At 65.4% G+C, this 18,444-nt stretch carries 16 protein-coding genes; 5 read left to right on the plus strand and 11 right to left on the minus strand.

The annotated features are described in order from the left end of the window. From PMI42_RS38310 to PMI42_RS39535, 4 genes are all read right to left on the minus strand, one after another. Window positions 1–124, minus strand: a 124-nt coding sequence (locus PMI42_RS38310; protein ID WP_008144011.1) for an FAD-dependent oxidoreductase, incomplete at its 3' end; no start/stop codon positions are given. After that, window positions 124–963, minus strand: a complete 840-nt coding sequence (gene hpnD / locus PMI42_RS34760) for a presqualene diphosphate synthase HpnD (protein WP_008144012.1) — start codon at window positions 961–963, stop codon at window positions 124–126. The genes hpnD and PMI42_RS38310, both read right to left, overlap by 1 nt. Beyond that, entirely contained in the window at window positions 953–1,837 is an 885-nt protein-coding gene (gene hpnC / locus PMI42_RS34765) for a squalene synthase HpnC (protein ID WP_008144013.1), read from the minus strand. The genes hpnD and hpnC overlap by 11 nt, the downstream gene beginning before the upstream one ends. A 192-nt stretch (window positions 1,838–2,029) precedes the next feature. Further along, the gene (locus tag PMI42_RS39535) at window positions 2,030–2,263 is read right to left on the minus strand and encodes a hypothetical protein (protein WP_008144014.1); all 234 of its coding nucleotides are present in this window, start codon (window positions 2,261–2,263) and stop codon (window positions 2,030–2,032) included. A gap of 459 nt (window positions 2,264–2,722) precedes the next feature. On the opposite strand from PMI42_RS39535, the gene PMI42_RS34775 reads away from it, so the two are divergent. Next, window positions 2,723–3,220, plus strand: a complete 498-nt coding sequence (locus tag PMI42_RS34775; protein ID WP_008144015.1) for a hypothetical protein — start codon at window positions 2,723–2,725, stop codon at window positions 3,218–3,220. 97 nt (window positions 3,221–3,317) lie between these two features. On the opposite strand, the gene PMI42_RS34780 is transcribed toward PMI42_RS34775, so the two are convergent. From PMI42_RS34780 to PMI42_RS34795, 4 genes are all read right to left on the minus strand, one after another. Next, complete coding sequence (locus tag PMI42_RS34780) at window positions 3,318–5,684, minus strand: efflux RND transporter permease subunit (RefSeq protein ID WP_008144016.1); 2,367 nt, start codon at window positions 5,682–5,684, stop codon at window positions 3,318–3,320. Window positions 5,685–5,889: 205 nt separating this feature from the next. Next, complete coding sequence (gene eutC, locus PMI42_RS34785; RefSeq protein ID WP_008144017.1) at window positions 5,890–6,675, minus strand: ethanolamine ammonia-lyase subunit EutC; 786 nt, start codon at window positions 6,673–6,675, stop codon at window positions 5,890–5,892. A 6-nt stretch (window positions 6,676–6,681) separates the two neighbouring features. Further along, window positions 6,682–8,268, minus strand: coding sequence for a B12-binding domain-containing radical SAM protein (locus PMI42_RS34790; protein ID WP_008144018.1), 1,587 nt, complete (start codon window positions 8,266–8,268; stop codon window positions 6,682–6,684). Between the two features lie 159 nt (window positions 8,269–8,427). Continuing rightward, a complete protein-coding gene (locus PMI42_RS34795) occupies window positions 8,428–9,810 on the minus strand; it encodes an ethanolamine ammonia-lyase subunit EutB (RefSeq protein ID WP_008144019.1) in 1,383 nt (460 codons plus the stop codon). 321 nt (window positions 9,811–10,131) lie between these two features. On the opposite strand from PMI42_RS34795, the gene PMI42_RS34800 reads away from it, so the two are divergent. Beyond that, window positions 10,132–11,871, plus strand: a complete 1,740-nt coding sequence (locus tag PMI42_RS34800; protein WP_008144020.1) for a methyl-accepting chemotaxis protein — start codon at window positions 10,132–10,134, stop codon at window positions 11,869–11,871. Window positions 11,872–11,952: 81 nt separating this feature from the next. Here the strand turns inward: PMI42_RS34800 and PMI42_RS34805 are convergent, their stop codons facing one another. Next, window positions 11,953–13,446 carry an FAD-dependent oxidoreductase gene (locus PMI42_RS34805; RefSeq protein ID WP_008144022.1) on the minus strand — a complete coding sequence of 498 codons (1,494 nt, stop codon included), beginning with the start codon at window positions 13,444–13,446 and terminating at the stop codon, window positions 11,953–11,955. Between the two features lie 49 nt (window positions 13,447–13,495). Between PMI42_RS34805 and PMI42_RS34810 the strand changes: the two genes are divergently transcribed. The 3 genes from PMI42_RS34810 (at window position 13,496) to PMI42_RS34820 (ending at window position 16,043) form a co-directional block, all read left to right on the plus strand. Beyond that, on the plus strand, window positions 13,496–13,975 hold the full coding sequence (locus PMI42_RS34810; RefSeq protein ID WP_008144024.1) for a MarR family winged helix-turn-helix transcriptional regulator: 480 nt from the start codon (window positions 13,496–13,498) through the stop codon (window positions 13,973–13,975). 24 nt (window positions 13,976–13,999) lie between these two features. After that, a complete protein-coding gene (locus tag PMI42_RS34815) occupies window positions 14,000–14,452 on the plus strand; it encodes an arsenate-mycothiol transferase ArsC (RefSeq protein WP_008144025.1) in 453 nt (150 codons plus the stop codon). 73 nt (window positions 14,453–14,525) lie between these two features. Further along, complete coding sequence (locus tag PMI42_RS34820) at window positions 14,526–16,043, plus strand: M81 family metallopeptidase (protein WP_008144027.1); 1,518 nt, start codon at window positions 14,526–14,528, stop codon at window positions 16,041–16,043. Between the two features lie 72 nt (window positions 16,044–16,115). On the opposite strand, the gene PMI42_RS34825 is transcribed toward PMI42_RS34820, so the two are convergent. Both PMI42_RS34825 and PMI42_RS34830 read right to left on the minus strand, forming a co-directional pair. Next, window positions 16,116–17,078, minus strand: coding sequence for an alpha/beta fold hydrolase (locus PMI42_RS34825; RefSeq protein ID WP_008144029.1), 963 nt, complete (start codon window positions 17,076–17,078; stop codon window positions 16,116–16,118). Window positions 17,079–17,220: 142 nt separating this feature from the next. Next, window positions 17,221–18,435 (minus strand): acyl-CoA dehydrogenase family protein, encoded by a 1,215-nt coding sequence (locus tag PMI42_RS34830; RefSeq protein ID WP_008144031.1) that lies wholly within the window; start codon window positions 18,433–18,435, stop codon window positions 17,221–17,223. Between the last annotated feature and the right edge of the window lie 9 nt (window positions 18,436–18,444).

Consider the following 18,444-nt stretch of genomic DNA (forward strand, 5'->3'; position numbering starts at 1 on the left):
GGCAGCGGCCGCCGGCCTGGTGCGTCGCCTCGTGCACGGCGACCTTGAAGCCGGCATTGGCGAGCCGCACGGCGGCGGAGAGGCCGGAAATTCCGGCGCCGATGATGTGAGCTGTCTTTTGCATCAGATGAAAGCGTAACGAAGCAGGATCAGGATGCGTGTGACCTTCGACACACGCACCGGCTCGCGCGGCGCGCTGAAGCCGCGCGCGATCAGGAGGTCCAGAATGGCGTGATAGTATTTCGACATCATCCGCGGCGCGCGCACGGCGCGGCGCCTGTTGCGGTTCATGATCTCGTCCGACTTCTCGAAATACACTTTCGCGCGCTGCGCCAGCGGCAGGCAGACTTTCGGCAGCGCGCGCTCGGCGATCACGCGGTCCGGATCGTCAGAGGTGATGCCGGCATGCAGCAGCGCCTCGCGCGGCAGATAGAGCCGGCCAAGGCCAGCGTCCTCGTCGATGTCGCGCAGGATGTTGGTGAGCTGGAGCGCGCGGCCGAGGTGATGGGCGAGCTGGATGCCGTCTTCCTCGGGCAGGCCGAACACGCGTACCGACAGCCGTCCCACGGCGCTGGCGACGCGATCGCAATACAGATCGAGCGTCGCCATGTCGGGCGCACGGATGTCCTGCGGCACGTCCATCTCCATGCCGTCGACGATCGCAAGGAAATCCTCGCGCTTGAGGCCGAAGGTTTTCACCGAGCCGACGTAGTCGGCGAGCCGCGGCGGCGGATGGCCCTGGTAGAGCGCGTCGATGTCGTTGCGCCATTCCTGCAGCGCGGCGAGCCGCTCGTCGCGCGGACCGTCGGAATCGGCGATGTCGTCGACCTGGCGGCAGAAGCTGTAGATCTGGAACATCGCTTCGCGCTGGTCATGCGGCAGGATGCGCATCGCAGCGTAGAAGGAGCTGTTCGATGCGGTCGAGCCGTAATTGGCGCTGGGCGAGGTCGCCTCAAGCGTCATGTGCAGTCCCCGGTCTGGAAATGGCCTTGCGTCCGATCGCGCGGCGGCCGACTTCGCCGATCATGCCGGCGAGGCTGAAAATGAGAAGCTCGAACTTGTTCAGGTGCACCCGCTCGCGCAGGGGATCGCGCACTTTCAAGAGGCGCACGATGCGGTCGGCATAGGCCTGGATCACCGCGACGTCGACGCCGAGGCGAACATCGCGGATCTCCGCGGCCAGCGACCGGCCTTCGTCGAGCAGCGCTGCGTTGCGCACGGCGAGCCCCTGGAGGCAGGCCAGCATCGCCGGCGGCGACTGCGCGAGCCCAAGCTGCTCGACCGAGGCACCGTGTGCTGCCAGCGCATCGCGCGGCAGATAGACGCGATTGAGCTCGCGAAAATCCTTGCCGCAATCCTGCAGATGGTTGTTGATCTGGAGGCCTGCGCACAGCGCATCCGACGCCGCCCAGGTCGAGGTGTCCTCGCCATGGACGTCGAGCATGAAGCGGCCGACCGGCATCGCCGAGTAGCGGCAATAATGGATGACCTCGTCCCAGGTCTCGTAGCGCAGCTTGGTCACGTCCATGCGGAACGCGATCAGCACGTCGAGCGCGTGGCGGGGGGCCATGCCGCGCTCGGCCAGCGCACGGCGCAAGGTGACGGCTTCGGCCTGGGTATCGCCCTTGCCGAGCAGTTCCGCCTCGAACAGGTCGAGCAAGCGCAGCTTCTCGTCGGGCGGCAGCGTGGCGTGATCGGCGATGTCGTCGGCGGTGCGGACGAAATTGTAATAGGCCAGGATCAGCGCGCGATGACGCGGATGAATGATCCAGGACGCGACGGGAAAATTCTCGTCGCGGTCACCCTTGCCGGATCGCAATTCGCTCGCAGAGGTCATCGAGGGCTGGCTTACAATCGTTTGGACAGGAAGGGCTTTTTCGCTCGCGCGGGCTCATGCCGGCGATGCCGCCGCGGCCCCCATATAGGGGAATACGGCCGCAAAACCAATCCTGTCTGTCGATGGCGGCCCTTTGCTGATCGGGCCCGAAAAGGCGGCCCGGGGGCCGCCCTTGTGGGCCAGTGGCCGAGCTTACTGGTTGTGGTTCTTCAGGACCTGGTCGCAAGCCTGCGAGATCTTGGCCCGGTTCTCCTTCAGGCAGGCCAGAATCGTGAAATCGCCCTGGTCGATAACCGGACGACAGAATTTCTGCACATCGCGCGTGCAGGCCTTCTGCTCGGAGTCCGTGCCACGCCCTGCCTGGGCGAATGCCGCCGTCGAAAGGGATGCCGACAGCAGGGTGAGAGCGACGAGAAGCTTACGCATTGTATTCCTTCATTCTGACGGCAGAATCGCACCGATCCCGGACAGCACTGGGCGGACGACCGGAACGGATTATTCTGATGGCAAGTCGCCGCGAAAGTAGCGGCCTCGGGAGAAGGCACAAGCACTGGCAAATGCGGCCAAATTGGCGCCACATCCACCAAATCAGGTCTTCCCTGCACCTTCCTTGGCAGATGTAAGGGATTGATACTACGTCATAATTCAGGCAAGGCGCATTTTACTGCATGGCTGTTGCAGCGCTGCATCTCTCCGCCCCTCCGTTTCGGCCGGAAACACGCCGAAACAGAGCAAATCGCCCGCTCACGCCATGGCGCGAGCGCCTCGTGAACCCCCGTCTCTGGCGGTCAGGCGTTGAACCTGACACAGGCTCGGAGCACTAAACCTTCGATGTGGCGAGACGTTCTCCCTCAGCGAACGTCATTCGAAAACGGGATATTCAAAATGCAATTCTTTGGGCAATCTGGACAGGCGATCAAGGCGGCCGGCATTGCGGCCGCGCTGCTCTTCTCGGTTTCGGCAAGCCACGCTCAGTCGTCCGGACCGTTTGCCGGCTTCGACGGCGCATGGACCGGCACCGGCACGGTGTCGCTGTCCGACGGTTCCACCGAACGCATCCGCTGCAAGGCGGACTACAAGGTCGCCGGCAGCGGCCTCGCCCTCAAGCAGGCGCTGCACTGCGCGTCCGACAGCTACAAGTTCGACCTCACCAGCGACGTGACGAGCCAGGGCGAGCGGATCTCCGGCAATTGGAGCGAGACCAACCGCAACATCTTCGGCAATCTGCAGGGCACCGCGGGAGGTGGCTCGATCGAGGTGTTCGTCGAGGCCAACGGCTTTGCCGCCAATCTGTCGCTGCGCACCAACGGCACCAAGCAGACGGTGCAGATCTCCTCCAAGGGCGAGATCCGCGGCGTCAACATCACGATGACGAAGGGCTGATCGCCCGTCGCACTTCGAACATTCACGACAACAAAAACCCCCGGTTCTTGCGAACCGGGGGTTTTACGTTGCGGAGCCAGTTGCGAGCGACGAACTCTCAGATCGCCGGCTTGTCGGTGCCCTGAAGCCTGGCGTGCAGGTTGATCAGCCACATCGCCGTCGGCCGCAGGATGAAGAGGTCGGCGACGAGGGCCATGACCATCGAGAAGGCGCTGAGCCAGCCGAACAGCCGCAGTGACGGCAAGTCGGAGAACACGGTGACGACGAGGCCGCAGGCCAGCACCACCGTGGTCAGGATCAGCGCAGGTCCGACCAGCACGGTTGCCCGCTCCACGGCCAGCGCCGAACCGACGCCCGGCTTGCTCTCCAGGCGGAGGCGGTTGAGGAAGTGGATGGTGGCGCTGAGGCCCAGGCCGAACGAGACGGTGAGCGCGACGACGCTGGCGAATTGCAGCCCCTCGCCCATCGCCCACAGCACTGTTCCCGACATCACGACGGGGAAGATGCCCGGCAGGATGCAGGCGAACATCACGACCCAGGAGCGGAAGGCCAGGCCGATGAAGATCGCGACCAGCGCGAATTCGACGGTGAGCCCGCGGTTCAGCTTCTCGATCATGCTGGCCGAATTGCGGGCGGCGATGGCGGCAAGGCCGGTCACCGCGACCTCGTAGCCCGGATGCTTCTTGCGGACGGCGTCGAGCTCGGTGTCGAGCTTGTCGACGATCGGCAGCAACTGGCTGGAATCCTTGTCCGGCACGCGGCCGGCCACCACGACCGCATCCTGCTCCGCGTCGATGAAGCGACGAACCAGATGCTCGGGAATGACGCTCACATATTCCTTCAGCGTCGCGACATCGGCACTGCCGGCCTTCTCGGCGAGCCAGCGGCGCAGGGTCTCGACCGACCAGACGTTGCCGACACCGGCCGCCTTCTCCACGGTCGCGTGCACGTCAGCGATGGTTTGCAGCGTCTCCGGCGAGTAGAGCGTTTCGCCCTTGGGGAACTGGATCAGCACGTTGACCGGATTGGCACCGGTGAGCTTGGCGTCGAGCCGGTCGCTGGCGGCAACCGCCTGGCGCTTGTCCGGCACCTGGTCGGCGAGCCGGTAGCGCGGCTCGAGATTGGCGTAGATCACGCCGAGGCCCGCGACGAACAGCACGGCGATCAGGCTGAACAGGCCGGGACGGCCGACCATGCGCACCGCGATCCAGTAGCAGAAATTGCGCAGGGCCTGCACGCCGGCATCCGCGCTCTGGAACTTGACCGCGAACGTCTTCTCGTTGCGCACCAGCAGCACGCCGAACACCGGCACCAGCGACAGCACCGCGACCAGCGCGATGATGGTGGCGGCGAGGCCCGCCTCGCCGAACTTGCGGATCAAATCGGAGTCGGAGAACTGGAGCGCGATGAAGGAAATCCCGGCGGTGCCGTGCGTCAGCACGCAAGCCGGCCCCACCACCAGCACCGCGTTCTTGAACGCGGTGAACTTGTCCTGGCCCGCGATCAGCCGGTCGCGCGCGGCGAAGGTGAGCTGCATCGAGTCCGAGAAGCTGATGACCATGATGAGCGGCGTCATCACGTTCAGGAACATGTTGAGATTGAAGTTTGCCCAGCCGAGCGCGCCGAGCGCCAGCAGGATCGCGATCATCGGCGGGAACGCCGCGGCCACCATGAAGGAGATCTTGCGGAAGAAGATGATGGCGATGATGCAGCCGGCGAGGATACCGAGGATGTTGTAGGTGAGCCCGTCGCGCTCGACCGCGTTGCGGATCTCGAGCTGCATCACCGGCACGCCGGAGAGCTGCACGTTGAGCCCGGTATCGCCGAGGTCTTCCTTCATCAGCGCGCGGATATCCGCGACGGTCTTGGTCAGCTTGCTGGAGGCAACCACCTCCGGATCGAGCGACAGCACGATCAGCGCCAGCGTGCCGTCCTCCGACAGCAGCTTGCCGCGGATGATCTCGTTGTTCTTGACCGTCTCGATGAACTTGTCATAGGCCGCGCCCTCGGGCAGCTCGGGCGGGAATAGCGCCGCCGGCAGCTTGCCCGGCGCCGGTGCCTGACGCGCGGAGAACAGCGAGACGAGACCGCGCGTGCCTTCGACCAGCTGCATGTCGGTGACGAAGTCGCGCAGCTTCTCGAGATTGTTCCGGGCCAGGAGGGTTTTGCCCTCGACCACGACGAGGACGTCGAATTCCTCGGCCGGGAACTTCTTGGTCACCTCTTCGTACTGCTTGAACTCGCGGGTGTCGGAGCGGAACAGCTGCGACAGCGAATCGTCGATCTTGATGCGGTGGATGCCGAACACGGCGCCGACGATCAGCGCGAGCAGGACAATGCAGGAGATGATCGGCGCCCGGACCGCGATCAGCCCGATACGCTCGAGCCCGAAGGCGATCGAGGACGTAGGCCCCTGCTCGACCTTGTCGACATGAACCTCACTCTCGCTGTGCTTTTCGAGCATGCCTTGTCCAGTTCCTAAATCGGCTCAAGCTGTGAGCTTATGGCGTCCCGCGAACGGCTTGAAAACGCCATACCAATGGGAGGCTTGCCCTTTGAAAATGCGCGGAAAATCGCCGTCAGGGGTTTAGCAGGTCAAGCGGTCTTTTCGCAAGCAGGCGAAGTGTGGCCAAATCGATCAAGATGTGGCGATTTTGTCGGAATGCCCGTCATTCGGGCCGCGCCGTGCCAATTCGACGCGGCGCGCGGTCCCCGCTCTCGTCCTTGAGCGCCACGCCTGTGACCTCCCGCGCCAGCCCTTCGCGGAGCAGCCAGGCGATCTTGAAGGCGGCCTCGTCATAGCTCAACCCAGCGTGGTGGATGTTCGACACGCAATTGCGCTCGGCATCGGTGCGGCCCGGTTTTGGCGCGAAGGTGAGGTAGGCGCCGAGACTGTCCGGCGCCGACAGGCCCGGCCGCTCGCCGATCAACGTCACGACCATGCGCGCGCCGAGAATCGCGCCGATCTCGTCGCCGAGCGCGACGCGCGCGCCTGAGGCGACGACGGCATGGCCGAGCGCGACGGCATCGCCTTCGTCCAGCAGCGGCAGCAGGCGCGTCACCAGTGCCGCCGCATGGGCATGGACCGCGGCCGCCGACAGGCCATCTCCGATCACGAGCGCGAGCTGGCATGGCGCGACGGCGTCGCGAGCGAGAGCTTCGGCGGAAGCTGCATCAAGCTGTCGTCCGAGATCCGGCCGGCGCAGATAGTCCCTGCGGTCGACCGCCTGGCTCCTCGCCTCGGTGACGACGAGGCCGAGTGCGCGGAGATCGTCGACTAGGCGCGGCGCGTCGAAGGCGGCATGCACGGCATCGCGGGCACGGGCATGGTCCAGTGTGAAATCGAGCAGCGCGCGCGTCGGCACGCTTACGCCGCTGCGTCCGAGCGCGACGCGCGCGGGCGTGAATGACCTGAGATCGAGGGTCGGGCGGCGCGGAACGGCCGGATCAGACATGTCGCATCATTCGGCGGGAACCGAGGCCTCGCGCAGCCGGATCGAATAGTTCGACGCGTTCTGGCTGCCGCTGGAAGCCGCGCGCGCAAAGGTGATGAGATGGTGCGCGATCAAGGTGCAGCCGATCAGGCCTTCGAGGTCGCCGCGCTTGATGCGTCCGAGCGCGAACTTCCAGAACACGCGCCTGTAGTCGCCGAGCACGCCGACCTTCCAGAAGATGTTGCGCAGCATGACGAGACCACGCCGGATGTTGGCCCAGGTCTTCATCTCGTCCGGCGTCGGCATCTTGAGCCGATGCACATAGACGTTGTCGCATTGATACTGGAAGCGCGCGTAGACCTTCTCGGGCTCGTAGGCGACGCTCATGGCGTGCTTCCAGGACGAGACGACGTCGTCATAGGGCAACAGGAAATCGACGTTGGAATCGCGGCCGTCGTCATCGACCAGACGCCCTTCCTTCTCCAGCCGGTCCCACAGCGGCGTCTTCGGCAGCGCCTGAAGCAGGTTGATGGTGAGCAGCGGAATCCGGGACTCCTCGACGAAAGCGAGCAGCGCCTCCGAGGTGTTGGGCTTATCGGTGTCGAGCCCCATGATGATGCCGGAGACCACCTCCATGCCGTAGGAGTTGATGGTTTGCACGCCCTCCAGGATCGGGACCATCATGTTGTGGTCCTTGTGCATCGCCTTGAGCGCATCGGGATCTGGCGTCTCGATGCCGCAGAAGATGGTGATGAAATAGGCCTCCCGCATTTTCTCGAGGATCTCGGGCCGCTTGGCGATGTTGAGCGTCGCCTCGCAGGCGAGCCGCACCACGTAGCCGGTCTTCTTCTGCCATTCGATCAGATGCGGCAGCAGGTCCATCGCCGCCTTGCGGTTGCCGATGAAATTGTCGTCGACGAAATAGACCGTGTCGGTCATCCCGCATTCGCGCAGGCGGTCGAGCTCGGCGATGATCTGCTCCGGCGACTTGATGCGCGGGTTGCGGCCGTAGAGACCGGGGATGTCGCAGAACTCGCACTGATAGGGACAGCCGCTGGAATACTGGATGCTGCCGAGGAAATATTTCTTCACGTCGGCGAGCTCGTAGGCCGGGATCGGAAACTCCGTCATCGGCACGCGGTCCTTGGTGGTGAGCACCACCTGCCGTTCGGGACGCGAGGTGTCGCGCGACAGGATCTCGAGCAGCTGGTTGGTCGCGTCGCCGAGTTCGCCGACATGGAGATAGTCGAAGGACGGATAATAGTCCGGGCAGGCACTGACCGAGGGGCCGCCGAGCGCGACCGGCAGATCGAACTCATGGGCGCGGCGGCAGATGTCGTTCATCTGCTGGCGCTGGATGTGCATGCCGCTGACGAAGACGGCCTCGGCCCAGGCAAACTCCTCCCTGGTTGCGCGGCGGAGGTTCTCGTCGACGAATTTGACTTGCCAGTCCTCGGGCAGATAGGCCGCGAGCAGCAGAAGCCCCTGCGGCGGCATGAAGGCGCGGACGCCATCGGTCAGCGGATAAGAATGCTCGAACGTACCGAACGACGAGGTGTAACGCGGAAACACGCACAGAATCCGCCGGGCCGTACCGTTGCTTTCAGCTCGCATCAAAGCTCCCCCGCCACTCGACATAGCTGCGGAAATTGCCAGCCAGACACATAGCGTAATGCTGTCGCCGGAATTTCTCAATATTGTGGCATGAGCATAATTCCGAGAGGGACCAATGGTTTCCTTGACTCCTTCCGAGGGAGAGCGCCTGCGGATGCCTCACGCAATCAGGCGCGAGGCAAAATCGGGCAACAGCCCTGCATCGCCGGCAAGACGGAAATCAGCGCCCGCCAGACCCGACTGCACAAGCCAATCGTCGAATTCCGGCGCGCGGCGCAGGGAGAAGACGTCGCGGACATAGAGCGCGTCGTGAAAAGACGTCGACTGGTAATTGAGCATGACGTCGTCGGCGCCGGGAACACCCATGATGAAGGTGACGCCGGCAGCCGCAAGCAGCGTCAGCAAATTGTCCATGTCGTCCTGGTCCGCCTCGGCGTGGTTGGTGTAGCAGATGTCGATGCCGAGCGGCAGGCCGAGCAGCTTGCCGCAAAAGTGATCCTCCAGCCCGGCACGGATGATTTCCTTGCCGTCGTAGAGATATTCCGGGCCGATGAAGCCGACCACGCTGTTGACGAGGAGGGGCGCATAGGCGCGGGCGACCGCATAGGCGCGCGCCTCGCAGGTCTGCTGGTCGACGCCGTGATGGGCATTGGCCGACAGCGCAGAGCCCTGCCCGGTCTCGAAATACATTACGTTCTGGCCGACCGTGCCGCGCTTCTGCGACAGCCCGGCCTCCTGCCCTTCCTTCAGCAAGGCGAGGTCGATGCCGAAGCTGCGGTTGGCGGCCTCGGTGCCGGCGACCGACTGGAAGACGAGATCGACCGGCACGCCCTGCCCGATCAGCGCCAGCGTCGTCGTGACATGGGTCAGCACGCATCCTTGCGTCGGGATCTGCAGCCGCGCGATGATCTCGTCCAGCAGCCGCAACAATTGCGCGATCACGGCCGGATCGTCGCTGGCCGGATTGATGCCGATGCAGGCATCGCCGGCGCCGAGCAGAAGGCCGTCGAGGATCGAGGCGGTGATGCCCCTGGCATCGTCGAACGGATGGTTGGGCTGGAGCCGCGTGCTCATCCGCCCTTTCAGCCCGATGGTGTTGCGGAAGGCGGTGGTGACCTGGCATTTCCGCGCGGCCAGGATCAGATCCTGGTTGCGCATCAGCTTTGAGACCGCCGCCGCCATCTCCGGGGTGATGCCGGGTGCCAGCTTCCGCAGAACCTCGGGTGTCGCGGCATCCGACAACAGCCAGTCGCGGAAGGCGCCGACCGTCAGCGAGGCCACGGGCGCAAAGGCCCTGGCGTCGTGGCCGTCGATGACGAGGCGGGTCACCTCGTCGGTCTCATAGGGAACGACGGCTTCCTGCAAGAACTGCCCGAGCGGGACATCGGCCAGCGCCATCCGCGCCGCAATCATCTGCTCGGCGCTGCCGGCGGCAATCCCGGCCAGCCGGTCGCCGGAGCGCGGCGGGGTCGCCTTGGCGAGCAGGTCGCGCAAATCAGGGAAGGTGTAGGTCGTGGCGTCGATGGTATGGCGGTAGACCAAGGGGCCCCTCCGAGGTTCGTCGGCCAAAGGCCTACTTCCAGATCGATCTCGAAGCCGGCCCTGGCATCAGGGAATACGCGCTTGGCGGCCGGTGTGCACGCTGATGTTTGGGGCAGTCCGGGCGTTGCCCGGGGGCGATCTGCCGGAAACCGATAGGCCCGCGGCAAATCACTGAGATAGCTCATATTTTCCCTCAAACCTGGCGTGCACCCAAGGCTTGCGCGTTAACGCCGCGTCCATCTTCGTTCTGCATAGTTTTGCATGAATTTTAGATGACCGCGCTGACCGGCCGCTTCAGGCCATTCCGGGCCCCTGACCACCATGACATCAGACCGATCTGGGAATGCCACCGGGCTGGCAGGCCGTTTCACGCTTGCCGCCAAGCTCTATGCGATCTTCGCGCTGTTCGCGCTGCTGACGGCGGCGATCGCGATGCTGTCCGACTACAACAGCCGGCGGGGCGCCGATTTGACCGTCGCGATCGAGACCGCGAATGCGGCCGCGCTGAACGTCGAGCGCGTCAACTCGCTGGTCTATGCAGTGGTGATGGAATCGCGCGGCGTCTACATGTCCACCGAACCCGCCGTCGTGAAGAAATACGGCGAGGGCCTGCTCAAGTTCAACGCGCAGATCCTCGATATCGTGAAGCGCTGGGAGACCATCGTCAAAGCCGACGATGCCGAGCAGTTCGCCACCTTCAAGAAACGCATCGAGCAGTTCGTCGAATTCCGCAAGGAGCTGGTGCGCCGCGGCGTCGAGATCAATGCGGCGGCGGGCCGCGAATGGGGCGACAACGAAGCCAACCGAGCGGTGCGCTCGGCCCTGAACAAGGATCTTGAGGCGCTGTCCAAGGTCTATGCCGGGCGCGCCCAGCAGATCGCGCAACAGACCGAGACCAACCGCATCCTGTCCCTGGTCCTGACCTGCCTCGGCGGCGTGGCGCTGGCGCTGGTCGTGATCGGCGTCGTCATCATCGCCCGCTCGATCGCGCGCCCCCTCTCCGCCATCACCGCGGCCATCAAGCAGGTCGCCGACGGCACCGAAGACGTCGTGGTGCCGCACGCCGGCCGCGCCGACGAGATCGGCGCGCTGGCCCGCGCCATCCAGATCTTCCAGGACGCGATGGGCCGCAACCGCAACCTCGCCTCGCAGGTCACGCAGGATTCCGCCGCGCGCGAAGCGCGCGCCCGCCACATCGAGCAATCCGTCGAGGCGTTTCGCGAAGCGATCGGCGCGATCATGCGCGGCCTCGGCGACAACGCCTCCGTCATGCGCGAGACCGCGCGGACCATCACGCGCGTCACCGCGGATGCCAACAGCCGCGCCGGCACCGCGGCGCAAGCCACCGAGCAGGCTTCGCACAACGTCACGGCCGTTGCAGGCGCAGCCGAGGAACTGTCGGCCTCCGTGGAAGAGATCGGCCGCCAGGTGAGGGCATCCGCGGGCGCGGTCGAGCAGACCGGCCAGCGTACCGAGAAGTCGATTGCGGAGATCGAGAGCCTTGCGGCGGCCACGCAGCGCATCGACGGCGTGCTGACCCTCATTCAGACCATCGCCGAGCAGACCAATCTGCTCGCCCTCAACGCCACCATCGAGGCAGCCCGCGCCGGCGATGCCGGCCGCGGCTTTGCCGTCGTCGCGCACGAGGTGAAGGCGCTGGCAGGCCAGACCGCGAAGGCGACCGCCGAGATCGGCGAGAACGTCAGCCAGATCCAGGCGTCCACGCGCAACGCGGTCGATGCCGTCCGCGAGATCGGCGGCGCGGTGCGCGAGATCAATGACGTCACTTCGGCGATCGCGGGTGCGATCGGCCAGCAGGACCAGGCCACGCGCGAGATCTCCTCCAACGCGCAAAGCGCAGCCCAGGGCAACGAGACGCTGGTCGCCAACATCACCTCGCTGCGCGACGCCATCGGCGAGACGGATACGGCGGCATCCTCGGTGCTGACGGCGGCGAGCAGCCTGACGGAGACGGCGGAGACGCTGTCACGCGAGGTGGAGAAGTTCTTCCAGAACCTGCGCTCGGGCGCGGCGGACGGCCGTATCGCCAAGGCTGGATGACCGCGCCCGCCGCCCGCGAGGTCGCGGCCTAAACAAGGCTGGCGGCCCGCCAATCCCATCACGAGTCCACCCGCCCCCTGATCAACCCAGCCCCTGCTCAGCCAGGAAATGCGCCAGCGCATCTGTCTGCGCGGAGCCCACAACAGCCCCGACATAACCGTCCGGACGCACCAGGACCCAATTCCCCGGGGACACCGCATAGGCGCCGCGGAAGTGGCCGTTCTCGTCGATGAGCTCACCATCAGGACCGATGCAATGGATTTGCAGCCCAGTCCGCGCCGGCACGGTGCCGCGCTTCGCCTCGTAGCCGAGCAGTGTCCAATGCGGCCCCTTGAACAGCTCGAACAGGCGCCTCGGCTGTCCGCCGGCACCGCGCAGCGGCGCGTCCGGTGCGCGGTCGCCCGCGAGCACGCCTGCGACGCGCTCCGGCGTCTCCAGCGCCAGCGGCGAGCCGGGATAGCCGATGTCGAGTTGCTGGACCTCACGACCGCGCCTGATGTCGCCGCGCTTGGCGGCCTCCAGCAGTCCGGTGGCAAGGCCGAGCATGCCGGCCGCGACGGGGCGGCGCTCGCTCTCATAGCTGTCGAGCAGCGTTGCGGACGCGCCGGCGATCACGCTCGCAAGCTTCCAGCCGAGATTGTAGGCATCCTGCACGCTGGTGTTGAGACCCTGCCCGCCCGTCGGCGGATGAATATGCGCGGCATCGCCGACCAGGAACGCACGGCCGTCCCGATAACGATCGGCCAGGCGCGCGTTCATCCGATAGGCCGAGGCCCAATGCACGGCGTGAACGTGGATGTCGTTGCGCCCGGTGCGATCGCCGATCATCGCCGACAGCCCCTCGGCCGACAGATCGACCTCGCCTTCAAGCGGGACCGGCGCCTGCAACTGAAACAGCTCCGTGCCGGCCAGCGGGCACAGCGCGAGCTGGCGGTCCATCGCGCCGTTGTTGAAGCGGTGCCATGCGGTGCGGTCGAGCCCGGTCAGGACAATATCGGCCACTACGGCGCGCACGCCGAGCGTCTTGCCGGGAAAGCCGATATCGAGCGCGTTGCGCACGAAGCTGCGGCCGCCATCGGCACCGACGAGGTAACGCACCCGCATCGTCTCCTCACCGGCCGCGCCGGACAGACGCGCCGTCACGCCGTCCTGATCCTGCTCAAGTCCGACCAGCTCACGGCCGAACTCCACGCAGTGACCGAGCTCGCGCAGGCGCTCACGCATCACGCCCTCGGTCAGGAATTGCGGGATCATCAGCGCCATGCGGTAGGGCTCGGCGGGGGTCGGCGCGATGCGCTCGACGACCTCTGATACGGTGAAGCTGCCGTCGTCGCGGTAGGCGCGCTCCGGCGGGTACAGGCCGCCGGCCGCGACGATGCGGTCGATGATGCCGAGATCCTCGAAAATCTCCTGGGTGCGCGGCTGGATTCCCTTGCCGCGGGAGCCGTGGAACGGACGGTCCATCTGCTCGATCAGGCGGAAGGAGACGCCGCGGCGCGCCAGATCGATGGCGAGCGTGAGGCCGGCCGCGCCGGCGCCGCAGATCAGGACATCCGCCGTGAATTGCTGTGTCATGGGATCCTCAATATGTGTATTATGCACATATAAGGCAGGGGTCAGCGGGATGTCAAGAAGCGTGCAAAATACACATATTAAAAAACAGGTGCGCTCGCTTCACGAGGCGTTGATCGACATCATCAGCGTCATCAACCGCCGCCAGGGCGACGAAATGATGATCCGCGAGGCCGGCATCTCGCTCGATCGCGCGCTGTTTCCGCTGCTCGTCGGCATCGAGCGGCGCGGTCCGATCGGCGTCGTCGACCTCGCCGACCGCATCGGACGGGATTACACCACGGTGAGCCGGCAGGTCGCGAAGCTGGAAGGCCTCGGCCTCGTCAAGCGTCACGCCAGCAAGGCGGATCGCCGCGTCAGCGAAGCCACGATCACGCCTGACGGCAAAGCCATGACGGATGCGGTCGACCGGGCGCGCGAGCGGATCGTCGGGGGGATGTTTGCAAGCTGGGACGATCAGGATATCGAGGATCTGGTCCGCTTGATGCGCAAGCTCGCAGATGCGATGACCGCGAGAAGCGAGCCGGCCTGAGATCGATTACGGAAGCGCTGCCTGATGAGCAAGACCAATCGCGTGCTGTTTCTCTGCACCGGCAATTACTATCGCAGCCGCTATGCCGAGGAGATATTCAACCATCGCGTCGGGCACGAAGGGCTCGGCTGGCACGCCTTCTCGCGCGCCGTCGCCGAAACACTGTCGCCTCAAAACGTGGGGCCGATCTCGCCCTACGCGCTGGAAGCGCTGCAGGCGAAAGGCATCGCGCCCGGCGGCGCGACGCGCAATCCGGTGCTCTGCACGCTCGACGACTTCGCGCAGGCCGAGCTCGTCGTCGCGCTGAAGGACGCCGAGCACCGCCCCATGGTCGCGCAGCGCTTTGCCGGCGTCGCCCATCGCGTTCAGTACTGGGACGTGGACGATATCGAGTACCTCGATCCCAAGACAGCGCTGGGCAAGATCGACGAACAGGTTGGGCTCTTGATCGGAAGCCTGCAAATCCGCGCCCGATAGCGGCAAGCCTATTGCATATGACGCGAGGCTGACCTTTCGTCAGATCGTACAAGCAAGACCAAGAAGGACTCCCATGAGCCAGACCCGGCGCGTTCTGTCGGCGCAAGTCGCCCACGAGACCAACACTTTTTCGATCGTTCCGACGACGCTCGAGGACTACCGCAAACGGCTGTTTCTTCTGGATGCCGAGGTCGCCGCGGCACTGGCCGATACCAGGATGGAGATCGCCGCGCATCTGGCCGCAGCCAAACGTTACGGCTGGACCCTGGTGCAGCCGGTCGCCGCCGCGGCCACCCCATCGGGCAAGGTGACGGCCGAGTGCTGGGCCGAATTGCAGCGCCTGGTCTATGATGCCTGCGAGACCGGGCCGCTCGACGGCGTCATCCTCGCATTGCACGGCGCGATGGTGACCGAGACCGACGAGGACGCGGAAGGCGCACTGCTCGAGGGATTGCGCAAGCGTCTCGGCGACACGATCCCGATCGCGGTGACGCTCGATCTGCATGCCAACGTCACCGAACGGATGGGCCGGCTGGCCAGCATCATGCTGCCCTACCGCACCTATCCCCACATCGATCAGTACGAGACGGCGTTCCGCGCCGCCGAACTGCTGCAATCGGCGATGGACGGCACGATCCGCCCGAAAGTGTTCCGCCTTCAGGGCCCCCTGCTCGACGGCTGCAATCACGGCCGGACCCAGGGCGGCGTGATGAGCGACCTGCTGGCGCGCGCCGCGGACATGCAGGCGCAAACGCCCGGCCTTCTGTCCGTCGATGTCTGCGCCGGCTTCAGCCGCTCAGACATTGCCGAGGTCGGCCCCAGCGTCCAGGTCACCTTTGACGCCTCCCACAACGCCGCCGAGGCGGCCGCACGGCAGGCGGCGGCCTCGCTCCAGGACGAAATGATCCGCCGGCGCGCCGAGGTCACCGTCACCGCGCTCGACTTGCCGGCCGCGACGAAGCTTGCCATCGCAGCCGCGGCGGACGGCGCCGATACCCGTCCCCTCGTGATCGCCGACTTCAGCGACAACCCAGGCTCAGGCGCCTACGGCGATGGCATTCGCCTTTTGGAAGCGCTGCTGCAGGCCGAGGTCCAAAGCGTGCTCTTCGGCGTCCTCGGCGACGGCGAAGCCGCCGCCCGCTGCCATGAAGCGGGCCTTGGGGCCAGCCTCGACGTCGTCGTCGGTGCCAAGCGCCATCCCGCCAGCTATGGGCCCCCGCTCACGCTGACCGGACGGGTGACCGGCCTGTCGGACGGCGCCTTCGTCTGCGAGGGGCCGATGAATGCCGGCCAGCCCTTGACGCTCGGACCTTCGGCCCTGCTCGAGGTCAACGGCATCTCCATCGCGATTTCGACCAACACGCTGCAGACCTACGATCAGGAGATGTTCCGGATTCTCGGCGCAGAGCCGGCTCAATTCCGGATCGTCGCGGTCAAGTCCGCGCATCACTTCCGGGCTGCCTTCGGGCCGATGGCCAAGGAGGTGATCCTGGCCGACAGCGGCGGCCTTGCCACCTTTGACCACACCAAGCTGTCCTACCGAAAAGTCCGCCGTCCGATCTGGCCACTCGACGAGATCCCGGCGGGCTGACCTGCCCGCCCGGGCTTGTACTCGACGACGCGCCGAAGATGCAGTTGATCCGGCGCGTCGCCGATGCGCCCGTCATTTGCCGTCGAGGAAAGCACGCACCTTGCTCACGGTCTGCGCCGGCTGCTCTTCCATGATCCAATGTCCGGAGCCGGTGATGATGCCGCCGTCGACCTTGGTACCGACTTCGCGCATGATCGCCGCTTGCTGATTGCCGAAGGACTTTTCGGCGCCAAGGGCAAGGATCGGCATGTTCAGCTTGGTCGCGGCAAAGACCTTGTTGTCGACGGCGTCCTTCCCGAACGCCGCGAACTGCTCGAAGGCGTAGTGCATGTTGCCGGGCCGGGCGTAGAGTTTCGCATAATGGTTGCGCGTCGCTTCGTCGATCGCCTTGGGATCGGCCGACAGCTCGTTGTAGAACCGGTCGAGATAGATGCGCTCGCGGCCTTTGACCAGGCGATCGACGTCGGGACCGCGGAAATTGAAATGCCATAGCATGGGGCTCTTCAGGATTTCATCCCAGGGACCGATGCCGGGGAGCGGCGCGTCGATGACGACCCATTTGGTGATGCGATCGGAATATTGCGCAGCGAGCGCGTAGCCCACCATGTTGCCGATGTCGTGAGTCACCAGATCGGCCTTCTGGACCTTGAGCTGGTCCATGACCATGGCGATGTCGACGCCCTGGTTTTTCTTGTCGTAGCCGCCTGCGGCCTGGGACGACAGCCCCATCCCGCGCAGGTCTGGAACGATCACCGTGTGGTCCTTGTAGAGTACCTTGGCGAGCGGCGCCCACATGTCGCCGGTGTCGGCGAAGCCGTGCAGGAGCACGACCGCCGGTCCCCGACCGCCGACGCGGACATGCAGAGTGACGCCGTTGACCGAAATGCGCTCGATTCTGAAATCCGCGGGAAAGGGTTCGACCGCCGCAAGCGCGGATCGGCCGCTACAGATCATCAGGATGGTCAGGAGAGAGGCGAAAATGACTGCGATGGACCGCGCGCCGGACGTCCGGCAGCCCGGGACGAAACTGTGCATTGTTGACCTGCTCGCTGATATGCCGAGCGCAACAACGTCGGCAGTGACGCACCAAAGAATCCAGCGCACCAAAGCACACCAGGCGACCTTCTGACCAGATGCGAGCACCAGTTTTTGCGCGATCGCCCGAAAGGCTCCTTGCCTATCCCATCACCCCGCCACGCCTGATCAGCTCCTTGCCAACCGCCGCCAGGTGGACCTGGTCCGGTCCGTCGCCGATGCGGATGAAACGGGCGTAGACATAGGCGCGGGCCAGGAACGTATCCTGCGAGACGCCGGCGGCGCCGTGGATCTGGATGGCGCGGTCGATGACGCGGGCGGCCATGCCGGGCACCACGATCTTCGCAGCCGCAATCAGGTCGCGTGCGGCCTTGTTCCCTTCGCGGTCCATCTTGTCGGCGGCCTGCAGCGTGAGCAGCCGCGCCTGCGCGATCTCGCAGAAGGAGTTTGCAATGTCCTCGCGCACCGAGCCCTGCTCGGCCAGCGGCTTGCCGAAGGCCGTGCGCGACACGGAGCGCTGGCACATCAATTCGAGCGCGCGCTGGGCGCAGCCGATCAGGCGCATGCAATGGTGGATGCGGCCGGGGCCGAGCCGCCCCTGCGCGATCTCGAAGCCGCGGCCCTCGCCAAGCAGGATGTTTTCCGCGGGCACGCGGACATTCTCGTAGACGATCTCGGGATGGCCGACCGGCGCATCGTCATAGCCGTAGGTGAGCATGTCGCGGACGATGCGCACGCCGGGCGTGTTCTTCGGCACCAGGATCATGGATTGCTGGCGGTGGCGGTCGGGATCGTCGGGCGCGGTCTTTCCCATCACGATCAGGATCTCGCAATCCTCGTTCATCGCGCCCGACGTGAACCATTTGCGGCCGTTGATGACGTAGTCGCCACCGTCGCGCTTGATCTCGCACTGGATGTTGGTGGCATCGCTGGAGGCGACCTGCGGCTCGGTCATCGAGAAGCCGGAGCGGATGCGCCCGTCCAGCAGCGGCGTCAGCCAGCGCTCCTGCTGCGCCTTCGTGCCGTAATTCGCCAGCACTTCCATGTTGCCGACGTCGGGTGCCGAGCAATTGAAGATTTCGGGCGCCCAGAGGATGCGGCCCATGATCTCCTTCACCGGCGCGTATTCGAGGTTGGTGAGCCCCGGTCCGTGCTCGCCCGACTGAAACAGGTTCCAGAGACCTTGCTCGCGCGCCAGCCGCTTCAGGTCCTGGAGCACCTGCGGCGTCCGGTAGCGCGTCGCCTCCGGCTTCACCTGCTCGTAATAGAGCTCCTCGACCGGCTCGACATGCGCCCGCATGAACTGGCGAACGCGGTCCTGAAGCTCCAGCGAACGGGCGGAGTGTTGGAAGTCCATTTTAGTCCT

The sequence above is a fragment of the Bradyrhizobium sp. YR681 genome (assembly GCF_000282615.1).
Classification (GTDB): Bacteria; Pseudomonadota; Alphaproteobacteria; order Rhizobiales; family Xanthobacteraceae; genus Bradyrhizobium.

Coding starts and splice junctions, on each gene's coding strand:
- hpnD (WP_008144012.1), bottom strand. CDS start 963: ATGACGCTTGAGGCGACCTCGCCCAGCGCCAATTACGGCTCGACCGCA.
- hpnC (WP_008144013.1), bottom strand. CDS start 1,837: ATGACCTCTGCGAGCGAATTGCGATCCGGCAAGGGTGACCGCGACGAG.
- PMI42_RS39535 (WP_008144014.1), bottom strand. CDS start 2,263: ATGCGTAAGCTTCTCGTCGCTCTCACCCTGCTGTCGGCATCCCTTTCG.
- PMI42_RS34775 (WP_008144015.1), top strand. CDS start 2,723: ATGCAATTCTTTGGGCAATCTGGACAGGCGATCAAGGCGGCCGGCATT.
- PMI42_RS34780 (WP_008144016.1), bottom strand. CDS start 5,684: ATGCTCGAAAAGCACAGCGAGAGTGAGGTTCATGTCGACAAGGTCGAG.
- eutC (WP_008144017.1), bottom strand. CDS start 6,675: ATGTCTGATCCGGCCGTTCCGCGCCGCCCGACCCTCGATCTCAGGTCA.
- PMI42_RS34790 (WP_008144018.1), bottom strand. CDS start 8,268: ATGCGAGCTGAAAGCAACGGTACGGCCCGGCGGATTCTGTGCGTGTTT.
- PMI42_RS34800 (WP_008144020.1), top strand. CDS start 10,132: ATGACATCAGACCGATCTGGGAATGCCACCGGGCTGGCAGGCCGTTTC.
- PMI42_RS34805 (WP_008144022.1), bottom strand. CDS start 13,446: ATGACACAGCAATTCACGGCGGATGTCCTGATCTGCGGCGCCGGCGCG.
- PMI42_RS34810 (WP_008144024.1), top strand. CDS start 13,496: ATGTCAAGAAGCGTGCAAAATACACATATTAAAAAACAGGTGCGCTCG.
- PMI42_RS34815 (WP_008144025.1), top strand. CDS start 14,000: ATGAGCAAGACCAATCGCGTGCTGTTTCTCTGCACCGGCAATTACTAT.
- PMI42_RS34820 (WP_008144027.1), top strand. CDS start 14,526: ATGAGCCAGACCCGGCGCGTTCTGTCGGCGCAAGTCGCCCACGAGACC.
- PMI42_RS34825 (WP_008144029.1), bottom strand. CDS start 17,078: ATGCACAGTTTCGTCCCGGGCTGCCGGACGTCCGGCGCGCGGTCCATC.
- PMI42_RS34830 (WP_008144031.1), bottom strand. CDS start 18,435: ATGGACTTCCAACACTCCGCCCGTTCGCTGGAGCTTCAGGACCGCGTT.